The 13,242-nt window shown below is 64.6% G+C and carries 13 protein-coding genes; 5 read left to right on the top strand and 8 right to left on the bottom strand.

Annotation, left to right across the window (positions count from 1 at the left end; translation table 11 throughout):
• Window positions 1-30: 30 nt before the first annotated feature.
• From queA to coaD, 5 genes are all read right to left on the bottom strand, one after another.
• Window positions 31-1,131: a tRNA preQ1(34) S-adenosylmethionine ribosyltransferase-isomerase QueA gene (queA, locus tag ACVWW6_RS27890; RefSeq protein ID WP_456681731.1), complete on the bottom strand. Its 1,101-nt coding sequence runs from the start codon at window positions 1,129-1,131 to the stop codon at window positions 31-33.
• A gap of 113 nt (window positions 1,132-1,244) precedes the next feature.
• The gene (locus ACVWW6_RS27885; protein WP_028171886.1) at window positions 1,245-1,709 is read right to left on the bottom strand and encodes a peptidylprolyl isomerase; all 465 of its coding nucleotides are present in this window, start codon (window positions 1,707-1,709) and stop codon (window positions 1,245-1,247) included.
• Window positions 1,706-2,116: a hypothetical protein gene (locus ACVWW6_RS27880; protein WP_304565010.1), complete on the bottom strand. Its 411-nt coding sequence runs from the start codon at window positions 2,114-2,116 to the stop codon at window positions 1,706-1,708. The genes ACVWW6_RS27885 and ACVWW6_RS27880 overlap by 4 nt, the downstream gene beginning before the upstream one ends.
• Before the next feature lie 12 nt (window positions 2,117-2,128).
• Window positions 2,129-2,704, bottom strand: coding sequence for a peptidylprolyl isomerase (locus ACVWW6_RS27875; protein ID WP_028171884.1), 576 nt, complete (start codon window positions 2,702-2,704; stop codon window positions 2,129-2,131).
• Window positions 2,705-2,741: 37 nt separating this feature from the next.
• A complete protein-coding gene (gene coaD, locus ACVWW6_RS27870) occupies window positions 2,742-3,239 on the bottom strand; it encodes a pantetheine-phosphate adenylyltransferase (protein ID WP_011087462.1) in 498 nt (165 codons plus the stop codon).
• A gap of 256 nt (window positions 3,240-3,495) precedes the next feature.
• Here coaD and ACVWW6_RS27865 point away from each other — a divergent pair, with 256 nt between their 5' ends.
• Together ACVWW6_RS27865 and ACVWW6_RS27860 are read left to right on the top strand one after the other, a co-directional pair.
• Complete coding sequence (locus ACVWW6_RS27865) at window positions 3,496-3,753, top strand: hypothetical protein (protein ID WP_008131028.1); 258 nt, start codon at window positions 3,496-3,498, stop codon at window positions 3,751-3,753.
• Window positions 3,754-3,971: 218 nt separating this feature from the next.
• Window positions 3,972-5,825, top strand: a complete 1,854-nt coding sequence (locus tag ACVWW6_RS27860) for a potassium transporter Kup (protein ID WP_011087463.1) — start codon at window positions 3,972-3,974, stop codon at window positions 5,823-5,825.
• A gap of 123 nt (window positions 5,826-5,948) precedes the next feature.
• On the opposite strand, the gene gyrA is transcribed toward ACVWW6_RS27860, so the two are convergent.
• The 3 genes from gyrA to ACVWW6_RS27845 form a co-directional block, all read right to left on the bottom strand.
• Window positions 5,949-8,681 (bottom strand): DNA gyrase subunit A, encoded by a 2,733-nt coding sequence (gene gyrA, locus ACVWW6_RS27855; protein ID WP_456681730.1) that lies wholly within the window; start codon window positions 8,679-8,681, stop codon window positions 5,949-5,951.
• A gap of 167 nt (window positions 8,682-8,848) precedes the next feature.
• A complete protein-coding gene (locus ACVWW6_RS27850) occupies window positions 8,849-9,247 on the bottom strand; it encodes a DUF2306 domain-containing protein (RefSeq protein ID WP_110116094.1) in 399 nt (132 codons plus the stop codon).
• Between the two features lie 200 nt (window positions 9,248-9,447).
• Window positions 9,448-9,942 carry a single-stranded DNA-binding protein gene (locus ACVWW6_RS27845; protein WP_011087466.1) on the bottom strand — a complete coding sequence of 165 codons (495 nt, stop codon included), beginning with the start codon at window positions 9,940-9,942 and terminating at the stop codon, window positions 9,448-9,450.
• A gap of 448 nt (window positions 9,943-10,390) precedes the next feature.
• On the opposite strand from ACVWW6_RS27845, the gene ACVWW6_RS27840 reads away from it, so the two are divergent.
• The 3 genes from ACVWW6_RS27840 to ACVWW6_RS27830 all read left to right on the top strand — a co-directional run bounded on the left by ACVWW6_RS27840 (window position 10,391) and on the right by ACVWW6_RS27830 (window position 13,072).
• Complete coding sequence (locus tag ACVWW6_RS27840) at window positions 10,391-11,170, top strand: outer membrane protein (RefSeq protein WP_028171880.1); 780 nt, start codon at window positions 10,391-10,393, stop codon at window positions 11,168-11,170.
• Window positions 11,171-11,405: 235 nt separating this feature from the next.
• A complete protein-coding gene (locus ACVWW6_RS27835) occupies window positions 11,406-12,095 on the top strand; it encodes an outer membrane protein (protein ID WP_271557869.1) in 690 nt (229 codons plus the stop codon).
• A gap of 224 nt (window positions 12,096-12,319) precedes the next feature.
• On the top strand, window positions 12,320-13,072 hold the full coding sequence (locus ACVWW6_RS27830) for an outer membrane protein (protein WP_011087469.1): 753 nt from the start codon (window positions 12,320-12,322) through the stop codon (window positions 13,070-13,072).
• Window positions 13,073-13,242: the final 170 nt, after the last annotated feature.

Genomic DNA, 13,242 nt, shown 5'->3' with positions numbered 1-13,242 from the left:
GACCAATGGGCCCGCCTCGCTTTGTCCGCGCTACAGCGACGACGGGTTGCGGACTTCGGTCTCCCCTGCGCGAAACAGCAGGCAGGCGTCGCCGTATGAATAGAACCGATAGCCCTGCGCAATCGCGTGCGCATAGGCCCGCCGCATCGTCTCCAGCCCTGAGAATGCCGACACCAGCATGAACAGCGTCGACTTCGGCAAGTGGAAATTGGTCAGCAGGATATCGACGGCGCGGAAGCGATAGCCGGGCGTGATGAAGATCGACGTCTCGGCCGCAAACGGCTGGATGGTGCCGTCCTCGCTCGCGGCGCTTTCAAGCAGCCGCAGCGACGTGGTGCCGACCGCGATGATGCGCCCGCCGTTGTGCCGCGCAATGTTCAGCCGCTCCGCCGTCTCGGCCGAGATCGTGCCCCACTCGGCATGCATCTTGTGGCCTGCGGTGTCCTCCACCTTCACCGGCAGGAACGTCCCTGCTCCGACATGCAGCGTGACGCGGTTGAGGCCGATGCCGCGCTCGCGCAGCGCCTGCTCCAGCGCGGGCGTGAAATGCAGCCCTGCGGTGGGCGCTGCGACCGCGCCCTCGTTGGCCGCGAACATCGTCTGGTAGTCGGCGAGGTCCTGATCGTCAGGCGTGCGCTTGGAGGCGATGTAGGGCGGCAGCGGCGGGCTGCCGAGATCGGCGATCGCCTGGTCCAGCGCCGGGCCGTGGAACGAGAACGACAGCGTCACCTCGCCTTCGCTGCCCTTGGCCTCGACCTCGGCGTCGAGATGACCGAGCAGGCAGACCTTGCCCTCGTTGCCGAAACGGATGCGATCGCCGGCAATGAGCTTCTTGGCGGGCTTCACCAGCGCCTGCCAGCGTGAGCCGTCGAGCCGCTTGATCAGCGTCGCCTCGATCTTCGGCTCGGTCTCGCGGCCGATGCGGCGACCCTTGAGCTGCGCCGCGATCACCTTGGTGTCGTTGACGACGAGTTGGTCGCCGCGCTTCAGCCATTGCGGCAGCTCGGAGATGGTCCGGTCGCGCAGCGCGCCGCCCTCCACGACCAGCATCTTGGCGGAGTCGCGCGGGGTCGCCGGGCGCAACGCGATGCGCTCGGCGGGCAGGTCGAAATCGAAGAGGTCGGTGCGCATGAGCGCCGTTGCGCCTTAGTTCGTGTCATTCCGGGGCGATGCGCAGCATCGAACCCGGAATCTCGAGATTCCGGGTTCGCGCTAACGCGCGCCCCGGAATGACCGCTACGCGGTCATTCCGCGTCCGCCGCCATCCGCGCCTTGACGATCTTGTCGGGGTTCTGCACCGGCTCGCCGCGCTTGATCTTGTCGACGTTCTCCATGCCCTCGGTGACCTTGCCCCACACCGTGTACTGGTTGTCGAGGAAGCGGGCGTCGTCGAAGCAGATGAAGAACTGGCTGTCGCCAGAATCGGGGCTCGCTGCGCGCGCCATCGAGGTGGTGCCGCGCACATGCGGCTCCTTGTTGAACTCGGCCTTCAGCTTCTTGCCGGAGCCGCCGGTGCCGGTGCCATGCGGGCAGCCGGTCTGGGCCATGAAGCCCTCGATCACGCGGTGGAACACGATGCCGTCGTAAAAGCCTTCGCGGACCAGCTCCTTGATCCGCGCGACATGGCCGGGTGCGAGGTCGGGCCGCATCTCGATGGTGACGGGCCCCTGCGTGGTTTCGAGGATCAATGTGTTTTCGGTGACGCTCATGCTCGTCTCTCTTGCGTTGGAGGTGAAGTCTTCCGGCTGCGGAACTGGATCGCGAATGGACGCCCCGCGGCGGCGCCGGCCATTGCATCGGTAAATGGCATCGGCGTGCAGCGTTGCAACGCCTCCATCACCGCGATCCGGTATTGCAGCCGGTCATCGTCGGAGGCATCCGCGGATTCATAGGTAATCCTCGGATGGCCCAAAATGTTTCCGGACCGGTTAAAGCTCACGACGACGGTGATGTCGATAGGGCGAGCCTTGGCGGCCGGAGGTGGTTTCCAGCAGGTGCGCAGATGCCGGAAGACGTCCTGGATGGTGTTGACCTGCGCGTCCTCGGCGGCCGCGCCGGAGATGCCGACAAGCAGCACTGCGGCAGCCAGCAGAAGCCTGTTGCCGCAGCGCGCCATCGCCTTCTCCCATTATTTGATGTCGGAGGCGACCTGCACCTTCACCATCTTGTCGGGATCGGTGACGGTGCCGCTCGGCGAACCGGCCGGTGCCTTCTTCAGCTTGTCGACCACGTCCATGCCCTGCACGACCTCGCCGATCACGGTGTAATTGTTGTCGAGGCTGCCACCGTCGGCGAACATGATGAAGAACTGCGAGTTGGCGGTATCGACGCTGTCGCCGCGCCGGGCCATGCCGACGATGCCGCGTGCGAAGTGCACCTTGGAGAATTCCTGCTTCAGGTTCGGATATTTCGAGCCGCCCGTGCCGTTGAAGTTCTGGCCGTCGCCGGTCTGCGCCATGAAGCCGTCCATGACGCGGTGGAACGGCACGTTGTTGTAGAAGCCCTCGCGCGCGAGCTGCTTGATGCGCTCGGCGTGCTGGGGCGCAAGATCGGTCCGCAGCTTGATGACGATGCGGCCCTTCGTGGTGTCGATGACGACCGCGTTGGCCTTGTCGAGGCCGGCCGGCAGGGTCTGTGCGCCCGCCGGGACCGCGCCAACGAGCGCGGCAAAGATCGTGGCAAGAATTGCGAGACGACGGATCATGAAAACTCCGGATCAGGTGAGATGAAGAAGCGCGCCGTTATCCGGCGAATTTGGCCTTGAGCAGACTGGCTACGAGCGGCGGCACGAAGGTCGAAACATCTCCGCCCATGCCCGCGATCTGGCGCACCAAAGTGGCGGTGATCGGGCGGACCATGGGAGAGGCCGGCAGAAACACCGTATGGACCTCCGGCGCCATGGCCTCGTTCATCCCGGCAAGCTGCATTTCGTAGTCGAGGTCGGTGCCGTCGCGCAGACCGCGAATCATGATGGTCGCGCCGTGCTTGCGCGCGGCGGTCACCGACAGATCGTCAAACGTCACGGCTTCGAGCACACAGCCGGCCTGGGTTGCCACCGGCCCGCAGACGTCCTCGAGCATCCTCAGACGCTCCTCAGTGGAGAACAGCGGCTTCTTGCCGGGATGGACGCCGATCGCGACCACCAGCCGGTCGCACAGCGGAACGGCATGCCGGACCACGTCCAGATGGCCGTTGGTGATGGGGTCGAAGGAACCTGGGTAGAAGGCAATGCGCGGCATGGCCCCGTCCTACCGCGCCCGGCCCGGCCCGGCAAGCCGGGCTGGTTCCCCGCTGTTTCCCGGAAAATGTCCCCCTTTCGTGTCGGCGACGGCCGCTTTGTTTCGTCCTCGGGACGGCCACGAAACAAAACGGAGCGCGAACGAAACCATTTCCCGCCTCCGCGAAGACGTCCGGAAACTGGCCATGGTTACTAATCAGCCAACGAATGACGGGCCGCACACTGGGCGTAGGCGGCCGCATCACAGGGGACAGTCAATGATCAAGGCTCTTTCAGCGATCGCTATCTCTGCGTGTGTTGCCGCGGCCCTCACCCTCCTGCCCGGCTTTGCCCCGACCGTCGAAGCCAGCGTGCCGCAGCCGCTGGCCAAGAGCGACCGCCTCGATATCCGCAGCATCGGCCGCGACTGCTCGCAGCAGGCCTGGCCGAACTTTGAGGCGTCGTGCCTGCGCCGTGCCGGCACCAAGGCCGACGTCCGCGTCGCTCGCCTCGTGACGGCCGACCGCACCCCGTAGCCCGGTCTGTCAGCTTCGCGTCAGGTAAGCCTCCAACATCGACGACAACATAAACCCCAAAGATAAACCCCATGGATATTTGCGACGTCTCGTCGCAGACTGCGTGATGCTCGCGCCCGTCGGAATGCCCCGCCGGGCGCGAACCCATCGAGGGGTCGCCATTGTCCAGTACGCCCGCAGTCGCTTCCGGCCATCATCCTGATCCACTGCCGCTTGCAATGACCATGGGCGCCCTCGGGGTGGTCTATGGCGATATCGGCACCAGCCCGCTCTACGCCCTGAAGGAAGCCGCCAAGGCGGCCGCTCACGGCGCGACAGTGACCCCCGACGCTGTCCTGGGGGTTGCCTCGCTGATCCTCTGGGCGCTGCTGCTGATCATCTCGCTGAAATATGCGCTCTTGATCCTGCGCGCGGACAACCGCGGCGAAGGCGGCATCGTCGCCCTGTTGGCCCTGCTCCACGCCCGCAACGCCCAGCCCGGCACCTGGCGCTCGCATCTGCTGGTGGTCGGCCTCGTCGGCGCCGCCCTGCTCTACGGTGACGGCGCGATCACGCCGGCGATCTCCGTGCTGAGCGCCATCGAAGGCCTCAAGGTCGACGCGCCCTCGCTCGCGCCAGCCGTCGTGCCAGTCACCGTCGTCATCCTGGTCGGCCTGTTCATGATGCAGAAACAGGGCACCGGCTTCATCGGCCGCATCTTCGGACCGGTGATGCTGGCCTGGTTCGCCGTGCTCGCCGCGCTCGGCATCCACGGCATCGTCAAGGCGCCGGCCGTGCTGGCGGCGCTCAGCCCGCTCTACGCCGTCGAATTCCTGATCCACCAGGATTTTCACGTCTCCTTCGCGATCCTCGGCGCAGCCTTCCTCGCGGTCACCGGCGGCGAAGCCATGTATGCCGACATGGGCCATTTCGGCCGCCTGCCGATCCGGCTCGCCTGGTTCGCCATCTGCCTGCCCGCGCTGGTGCTGAACTATTTCGGCCAGGCCGCGCTGCTGATCACCGATCCCGCGATGATCGAGAACCCGTTCTTTCAGCTCTGCCCCGACGCCCTGCACTATCCGCTGGTCGCCTTCTCGGCGGTCGCGACCGTGATCGCCTCCCAGGCGATCATCTCCGGCGTGTTCTCGCTGACCCAGCAGTCGATCCAGCTCGGCTTTTTGCCGCGCATGCAGATCCGCCACACCACCAGCGACGCGATCGGCCAGATCTATGTGCCGCTGGTGAACTGGCTGCTCGCCGCCGCAACGCTCGGGGCGGTCCTGAGCTTCGGCAGCTCGGATGCACTCGCCGGCGCCTACGGCATCGCGGTCTCGCTGCTGATGGCGATCACGACGCTGCTGGCTGCGCTGGTTGCGATCCAGTGGGGTTATTCGCCCTGGCTCGTGGTCGCCGTGAACGGCGCCTTCTTCGTCATCGACGTGATCTTCTTCTCGGCCAATTCGATCAAGCTGTTCGAGGGCGGCTGGTTTCCGCTGCTGCTCGCGGCCCTCGTCGCCTTCATGATGCTGACGTGGCGCAGCGGCGTGAAGCTGGTCGAGGCGGCGCGCGCGAAGCTGCGCCAGCCCGAGGAGGACCTGATCGAGACCGCCGTCAACAAGTGCAGCGCCAGACTGCCCGGGACCGCCGTGTTCCTGGCGTCCGCTCCGCGCGGAGTGCCGCTCGCGCTGACCCAGTTCGTCAAGCACAACCGCGTGCTGCACGAACGCGTGCTGCTGGTCACCGTGCTGATCGAGGAATCCCCGCACATTCCCGACGAGGAACGCGCGGAGGTGATCGAGATCATTCCCGGCATCACCCGCGTGATCCTGCATTACGGCTTCATGCAGAACCCGACGATCTTTGACGGGCTGACGCTGACCTGCCGGCAGGGCAAGCTGCCCGGCATCGACCTCTCCGACATCACCTATTACGTCGGCCGCGAGACCATCATCCCGCGCGAGGACGTCCCGGGCATGTGGGTCTGGCGCGAAGGCCTGTTCGCCTTCCTCCAGCGCAACGCCGAACGCTCCGCCGCATTCTTCGGCGTGCCGACCAAGCAGGTGGTGGAGTTCGGGACGGAGCTGGAGATCTAGGGAAGTTCGTAGCCCGGATGGAGCGCAAGCGTAATCCGGGATTCTTGCCAGGCGCACAGAGGTCCCGGATTGCGCCGTCGGTCGGCGCTTCGCACCGACCTCCTGCGCCATCCGGGCTACGCGTCACTCCCCGTTCGCGCCATTCCCGCTCTCGGCCTCTTCCGTGATGTGCTCGACCGAGACGACGTGCTCGTCCTCGGCGGTGTCGAACACGATCACGCCCTGCGTCGAGCGGCCGGCGATGCGGATGCCTTCGACCGGACAGCGGATCAGCTGGCCCTTGTCGGTGACCAGCATGATTTGATCCGCGTCTTCCACCGGGAAGGACGCAACCAGATTGCCGTTGCGGTTGTTGACGCTCATGGCGACGATGCCTTTGCCGCCGCGCCCCGTGGTGCGGTACTCGTAGGACGAGGTCCGCTTGCCATAGCCGTTGACGGAGACGGTGAGCACGACCTGCTCGGCCGCCGACATCTCGACATAGCGTTCCTGGGCGAGCTGGAAGCTGCCGGAAGTCTCCTCGGCTTCGGCGTCCACTGCCGGCTCCTCGGTCGTGGCTTCGCCGGCCACGGCGCGGCGCATCTTCAAATAGGCCGAGCGTTCGTCGGACGTGGTCTCGACGTGGCGCAGGATCGCGAGCGAGATCACCTTGTCGCCCTCACCAAGCGCAATGCCGCGCACGCCCATCGAAGTACGCCCGGTGAACACGCGCACATCGGTGACGGGGAAGCGGATGCACTGGCCGCCGGCGCCGGTCAGCAGCACGTCGTCGCGCTCGGTGCAGATCTGCACGTCGACGATCGCTTCATTCTCGTCGAGCTTCATGGCGATGATGCCGGAGCGGCGGACATCGACGAAGTCGGACAGCTTGTTGCGCCGGACGTTGCCGCCTGTGGTCGCGAACATCACGTCGAGGTTGCCCCAGGTCGATTCATCCTCGGGCAGCGGCATGATGGTGGTGATGCGCTCGCCCTGCTCCAGCGGCAGGATGTTGATCAGCGCCTTGCCGCGCGCGTTCGGCGCGGCCATGGGCAGGCGCCAGACCTTCTCCTTGTAGACCTGGCCGCGTGACGAGAAGAACAGCACCGGCGTGTGCGTGGAGGCGACGAACAGGCGCGAGACAAAATCCTCGTCGCGGGTCTGCATGCCGGCGCGGCCCTTGCCGCCGCGGCGCTGCGCCCGGTAGGCCGACAGCGGCACCCGCTTGACATAGCCGGCGTGCGAGACGGTGACGACCATGTCCTCGCGCTGAATCAGGTCCTCGTCCTCGACCTCGCCCTCCTGCTCCATGATCACGGTGCGGCGCGGGGTAGCGAACTCGGCCTTCACCTCGGCGAGCTCGGTCTTGATGATGCCCAGCACGCGCTCGCGCGAGCGCAGGATGTCGAGATAATCGGCAATCTCGCCGGCGAGCTTGTCGAGCTCGTCGCGGATTTCGTCGCGGCCGAGCGCGGTGAGGCGTTGCAGGCGCAGGTCGAGAATCGCCCTCGCCTGTTCCATCGACAGCCGGATCGTGCCGTCCGGGCTGATGCGGTGACGCGGATCGTCGATCAGCGTCAGCATGTCCTCGACGTCCCGGGCCGGCCAGTCGCGCGACATCAGGGTGTCGCGGGCGGTGGTCGGGTCGGGCGAGGTCCGGATGACGCGGATCATCTCGTCGATGTTGGCGACCGCGATCGCGAGACCAACCAGGATATGCGCGCGATCGCGTGCCTTGGCGAGCAGGAACTTGGTGCGCCGCGTGACGACCCGCTCACGGAAGTCGACGAAGATGGCCAGCAGGTCCTTCAGATGCATGATCCGCGGACGGCCGCTGTCGAGCGCCACCATGTTGACGCCGAAGCTCGTCTGCAGCGGCGTGAATCTGTAGAGCTGATTCAGCACCACGTCCGCCACGGCGTCGCGCTTCAATTCGATGACGACGCGGTAGCCGTCGCGGTCGGATTCATCGCGCAGGTCGCCGATGCCCTCGATCTTCTTTTCCTTGACCAGCTCGGCGATGCGCTCGACCATCGTCGCCTTGTTCACCTGGTAGGGGATCTCGGTGATGATGAGCGCCTCGCGCTCCTTGCGGATGGTCTCGATCGCGACCTTGCCGCGCATGACGATCGAGCCGCGGCCGAGATGATAGGCGGCGCGGATGCCCGCGCGTCCGAGAATGACGCCGCCGGTCGGGAAATCAGGTCCCGGCACGATGTTGATGAGTTCGTCGATGGTGAGCGCAGGGTTGTCGATCAGCGCGACGCAGGCGTCGATGACCTCGCCGAGATTGTGCGGCGGGATGTTGGTCGCCATGCCGACCGCGATGCCGCCGGCGCCGTTGACGAGAAGGTTCGGGAACTTGGCCGGCAGGACCGACGGTTCGGTCTCGTTGTTGTCGTAGTTCGGCTGGAAGTCGACGGTGTCCTTGTCGATGTCGGCCAGCAGAGCCAGCGCCGCCTTCGTCAGGCGCGCTTCGGTGTAACGATAGGCGGCCGGGGGATCGCCGTCGACCGAGCCGAAATTGCCCTGGCCGTCGATCAGCGGCACGCGCATCGAGAAGTCCTGCGCCATGCGGACCATGGCGTCGTAGATCGACTGGTCGCCGTGCGGATGATACTTACCGATGACGTCACCGACCACGCGGGCGGACTTGACGTATTTCTTGTCGGGTGTGTGCCCCTGCTCGTTCATCGAGTACAGGATGCGGCGATGCACCGGCTTCAGACCGTCGCGCGCATCGGGCAGCGCCCGCGCCACGATCACGCTCATGGCGTAGTCAAGATAGGACTTCTTCATCTCCTCGAAGATGGAGACGGGGCGAATATCCGAGGGTTGCGCCGGCTGGTCGCCGGGCTTGTCGTCGTCGTCAGCCAAGGGGAAATCCGGTGAGGTTTATCTGGGAATCATATAGCGCATCGAGCCCCTGATAACCACCCTTGCCGGGGTAAAGGAAGCGCTTTTTCCGACTGTTTTTCCAGAGACTTACGCCCTCCTCGGCACCGCCCTGGGCGGGGCCCGGACGAGCCGCCCGAAACCGCCCCTTAGGCCCCGAAAACCACGCGGTGCATGATGCGCCCGGGCAGCAGCGTGAACAGGCCCGCCACCACCAGCGCGCCGGCGAAGATGAAGATCATCATCAGCCGGTGATCGGCGACGCGATGGGCGTGCGCCCGCCATACCGCGAGCGGCAGCACCACCAGCGTGAAGATCGACAGGACATGGATCGGGCTGAACGGCCCGATCAGGCGGCTCTGGTGGATCCAGAACGAGGAGGCGGCCACGACCGCCATCAGCACCACCCAGATCCAGCCGATCGTCCGGTGTGGCAGCGTGCCTTTGGGAGCGGCAAACTGGACCAGCCCGAGCACGAAGGCGGCCATGGCGGCAAAGGCATGCAGCGGGATCGCCGGAGCAGCCGTAAGCAGCGGCGCGAGGCTCATGCGGGGCTTCCTCCGATCGGCGGGTGATCCATGTGAATAGGATTAACATCAAGTTAATACCATTCACATGATGCCCCGTCAAAGGCTTGAAGCAGCACATGAGGCAAGCTCGGAAAAACCGAGCCCTGCCCGCCAATTGGTAAGAATTCCTGCGGCTCTACGCGAGCACGACAACATTCGGGGCGAAGCGCCCGCCCGCCTCAGAACGGGATGTCGTCATCCATATCGCTGTTGCGGCCACCGCCACCGGCGGCGACGGCGCGGCGCGGCGCGCTGCTGACGGGACCGGAGGAGCCGAAATCGCCGCCCGGCTCCTCGCCGAAGCTGCCGCCTCCCCCGCCGCCACGGCCGTCGAGCATCGTGAGCGTCGAGTTGAAGCCCTGGAGCACGACTTCGGTGGAGTACTTCTCAACGCCGCTCTGGTCGGTCCATTTGCGGGTCTGGAGCGCGCCCTCGATATAAACCTTGGCGCCCTTCTTCAGGTACTGCTCGGCGACCTTGCAGAGGCCTTCATTGAAGATCACCACGCGATGCCACTCGGTCTTTTCCTTGCGCTCGCCGCTGTTCTTGTCGCGCCAGGTCTCCGAGGTCGCGATGCTCAAATTCGCGATCGGCCGCCCGTCCTGGGTACGGCGGATTTCAGGATCCTTGCCGAGATTTCCAACCAGAATGACCTTGTTGACGCTTCCCGCCATCGCCGCTCTCCACTCCGAATGCCACTGAATTGATAAGGCCCGACCGCGCCCCGCGGTCTTCTGCAACCTATTGAGGCGACCCTATACGCTTGCGCGGACCGATCAGCCCACCAGCCCTCGGGTTATCCCCATATATAGCATCGGCCGTCGGCTCGTTCCAGATTTGTTCCCGTTCGAGCGAGTACGAAATGTATGGCCCGGGCGGTGCCCGCGTACTGCTCAAATGGCCAGCGCCGGATGGAACCTTTTCAGGTTCCGGTGAACGACGAAAAGCACTTAACATTCATTAAGTTACATACGCCGCACTTATCGCGCGACTGTTGTATTTCGGCGACGGACTCTGCTCACCCGTTAGGCTACGTTTGCCTCGGAATTAATTTCATATGGGCGTCGCGCCTGCTTGGCCGCTTCGGGGATTTCAAGAAGCGGCGGAATTGGGGAGACTGCAATGAATAAGATTTTGATTGGTGCAATCGGTGCAGTGGCGTTGAGCCTGTCGGCTCCTGCAAGCGCGGCGGATCTGGCGGCGCGTCCCTACACGAAGGCTCCGCCGCCAATGGTCGCGGCCATCTACGACTGGAGCGGCTTCTACATCGGCATCAACGGCGGCGGCGGCTCGGCCCACAAATGCTGGGATTTTGTAACTCCCGTCACCGGCGTTCTGATTGGCGAAGGTTGTCACAACGCGACCGGTGGCACGGTCGGCGGCCAGGTCGGCTATCGCTGGCAGTCGGCCAATTGGGTGTTCGGGCTCGAAGGCCAGGGCAACTGGGCCGACTTCTCCGGAGACAACGTCAGCACGACGTTCATCGGCACGGGTCTTCGCGACCGCTCCAAGATCAACGCGTTCGGTTTGTTCACAGGCCAAGTCGGCTATGCCTGGAATAACGTGCTGTTCTACGTGAAGGGCGGCGGCGCCGTCGTCAGCGATCGCTACCGCGGCTACGATGTCATCACCGGCCTCGAATTCGATCGGGCCAACGAGACCCGCTGGGGCGGCACCGTGGGTGCCGGCCTCGAGTTCGGATTCGCGCCAAACTGGACGGTCGGCGTCGAGTACGATCACATCTTCATGGGCAATCGCACCATCGGCTTCGCCGGCTCCGGCAACTTCATTGTGGCTCCGGCCGGCGCTTTCACACGCTCGGAACGCATCGGTCAGGACGTCGATATCGGCCTGGTCCGCGTGAACTATCGCTGGGGTGGCCCGGTCATCGCGAAGTACTGATATCTCTTTGATATCACTTGAAGATTGAAGGCCGGCCCCGTGCCGGCCTTTTTTTGTGCGACATGCCGGCGGCTATAAGTCAGCAACCATTACGTTTTGTGACTGTTGTGGCTTTTGAGAGACACAACTTGCGGCTTTGCTGGTGTAAGCACGACGTCAGTTGGACCACAGCGTCCGATGCCCTTCCCGATCGTGGAAGGCACAACAGAAACTGGGACTGGGATTTAGGTTGAAAATGAAGAAGGTTTTGTTGGCTTCGGCCTGTTTGTTCGCTTTTGCGGCCCCCGCGTCGGCTGCTGATCTCGCGGCTCGCCCGTACACGAAGGCTCCGGTGGCCGTGGCCTCGGTCTACAACTGGACCGGCTTCTACCTCGGTATCGTCGGTGGCGGCGCCTGGGAAAACGGCTCGGGCGACCCGAAGATGAAGGGTGGCTTCGTCGGCGGCACCGCCGGCTACAACTGGCAGACCGGCAACGTCGTGTTCGGTGTCGAAGCCGATGGCACCTGGGCTGACGTCAGCGCCTCGGCGACCGGCGCGACCGTTGTCCCCGGCTTCGGCGTTGCGACCGCGACCGTGAGCTCGAAGACCGACGCGATGGGCACCGTGCGCGGCCGCATCGGCTACGCCGTCAACAACGTCCTGTTCTACGGCACGGGCGGCTACGCCTGGATCGACAACAAGATCACCCTCTCCGCACTCGGCGTGTCCGTCTCGGACAGCAAGTTCCACTCCGGCTGGACCGTCGGCGCGGGCGTCGAAGCGTTCTTCGCGCCGCAGTGGTCGGTCAAGGGCGAGTACCTCTATCGCAGCCTCGGCGGCGAGACCTACTTCTCGGGCGTCCTGCCCACCGGCACGCTCAACTTCCACACCGTGCAGGTCGGCGTGAACTATCACTTCGGCGGCCCGATCGTCGCGAAGTACTGATCTTCGCCACCGACGCACATCGTCACGAAAGGCCGGCCTCGCGCCGGCCTTTTTGTTTTTCGCGCCCAAGTATCCAATCCAGCCGCTCGCTAGCGTTTTCGGAGAGGTGTGGCACATCGGTGACACAACCTTTGGCTTTAATAATGTATAGCAATGGCATCAGTTGGGTCGTTGGGTCCGCTGCTTTTCGCCGACGAAGAGAAACGAAACTGGGGAATTTGAAAATGAAGAGGATTGTGCTGGCTTCGGCCAGTCTGCTCGTGCTCAGCGCGTTGGCTCCTGCCTCGGCGGCTGACCTGGCGGCCCGCCCTTACACCAAGGCGCCCGTGGCCGTGGCCTCGATCTACAACTGGAGCGGGTTCTACATCGGCGGCAACGCCGGTGGCGGCTCGAGCCATAATTGCTGGGATCTCACCGCCGTCGGAGTCGCCGCAATTCCGGTCACGGCTGAAGGCTGTCACAATGCGACCGGCGCTCTCGTCGGCGGCCAGATCGGCTATCGCTGGCAGTCCAGCAGCTGGGTGTTCGGCCTTGAAGCCCAGGGCGATTGGGCTGACCTGAAGGGCTCGAACGTCAGCGCTCCCGCCGCTCTCTTCCCGCTGGTGAACAATACCAAGATCGACGCCATCGGCCTCTTCACCGGCCAAGTCGGCTATGCCTGGAACAACGTGCTCTGGTACGTGAAGGGCGGCGCGGCTGTCACCCACAACAAGTTCAGCGGCACTCTGGCTGGCATTACGCTCGACACCGCGAACGAAACGCGCTGGGGCGGGACCGTCGGCACCGGCATCGAATTCGGCTTCGCTCCGAACTGGTCGGTGGCGGTCGAATACAACCACTTGTTCATGGGCAAGCACACCGACACTTTCACCTTCCTCGGCGTGGCCACCCGCAGCGACAGCATCAAGCAGGACGTCGACATGGGCACCGTCCGCCTCAACTACACCTTCGGCGGCCCCGTCGTCGCGAAGTACTGAGCTTCGCCTCCATCGCGATCGCGTTACGAAAGGCCGGCCTTGTGCCGGCCTTTTTGTTTTCGCGGACAGCCGAGCCGTCAGGGAATCGTGGGGCGAGAGGCCGTTCCGGTGCTCCGCTGCTGCCAGATGCCGCCAGCACGCCAACAATCCGTTGACGATTCGCAAGTCCC

This window comes from Bradyrhizobium sp. USDA 3311 (genome assembly GCF_054062495.1).
Note: the sequence above shows the minus strand (reverse complement) of the source record. Positions and strands in the feature narration are given on the sequence as shown.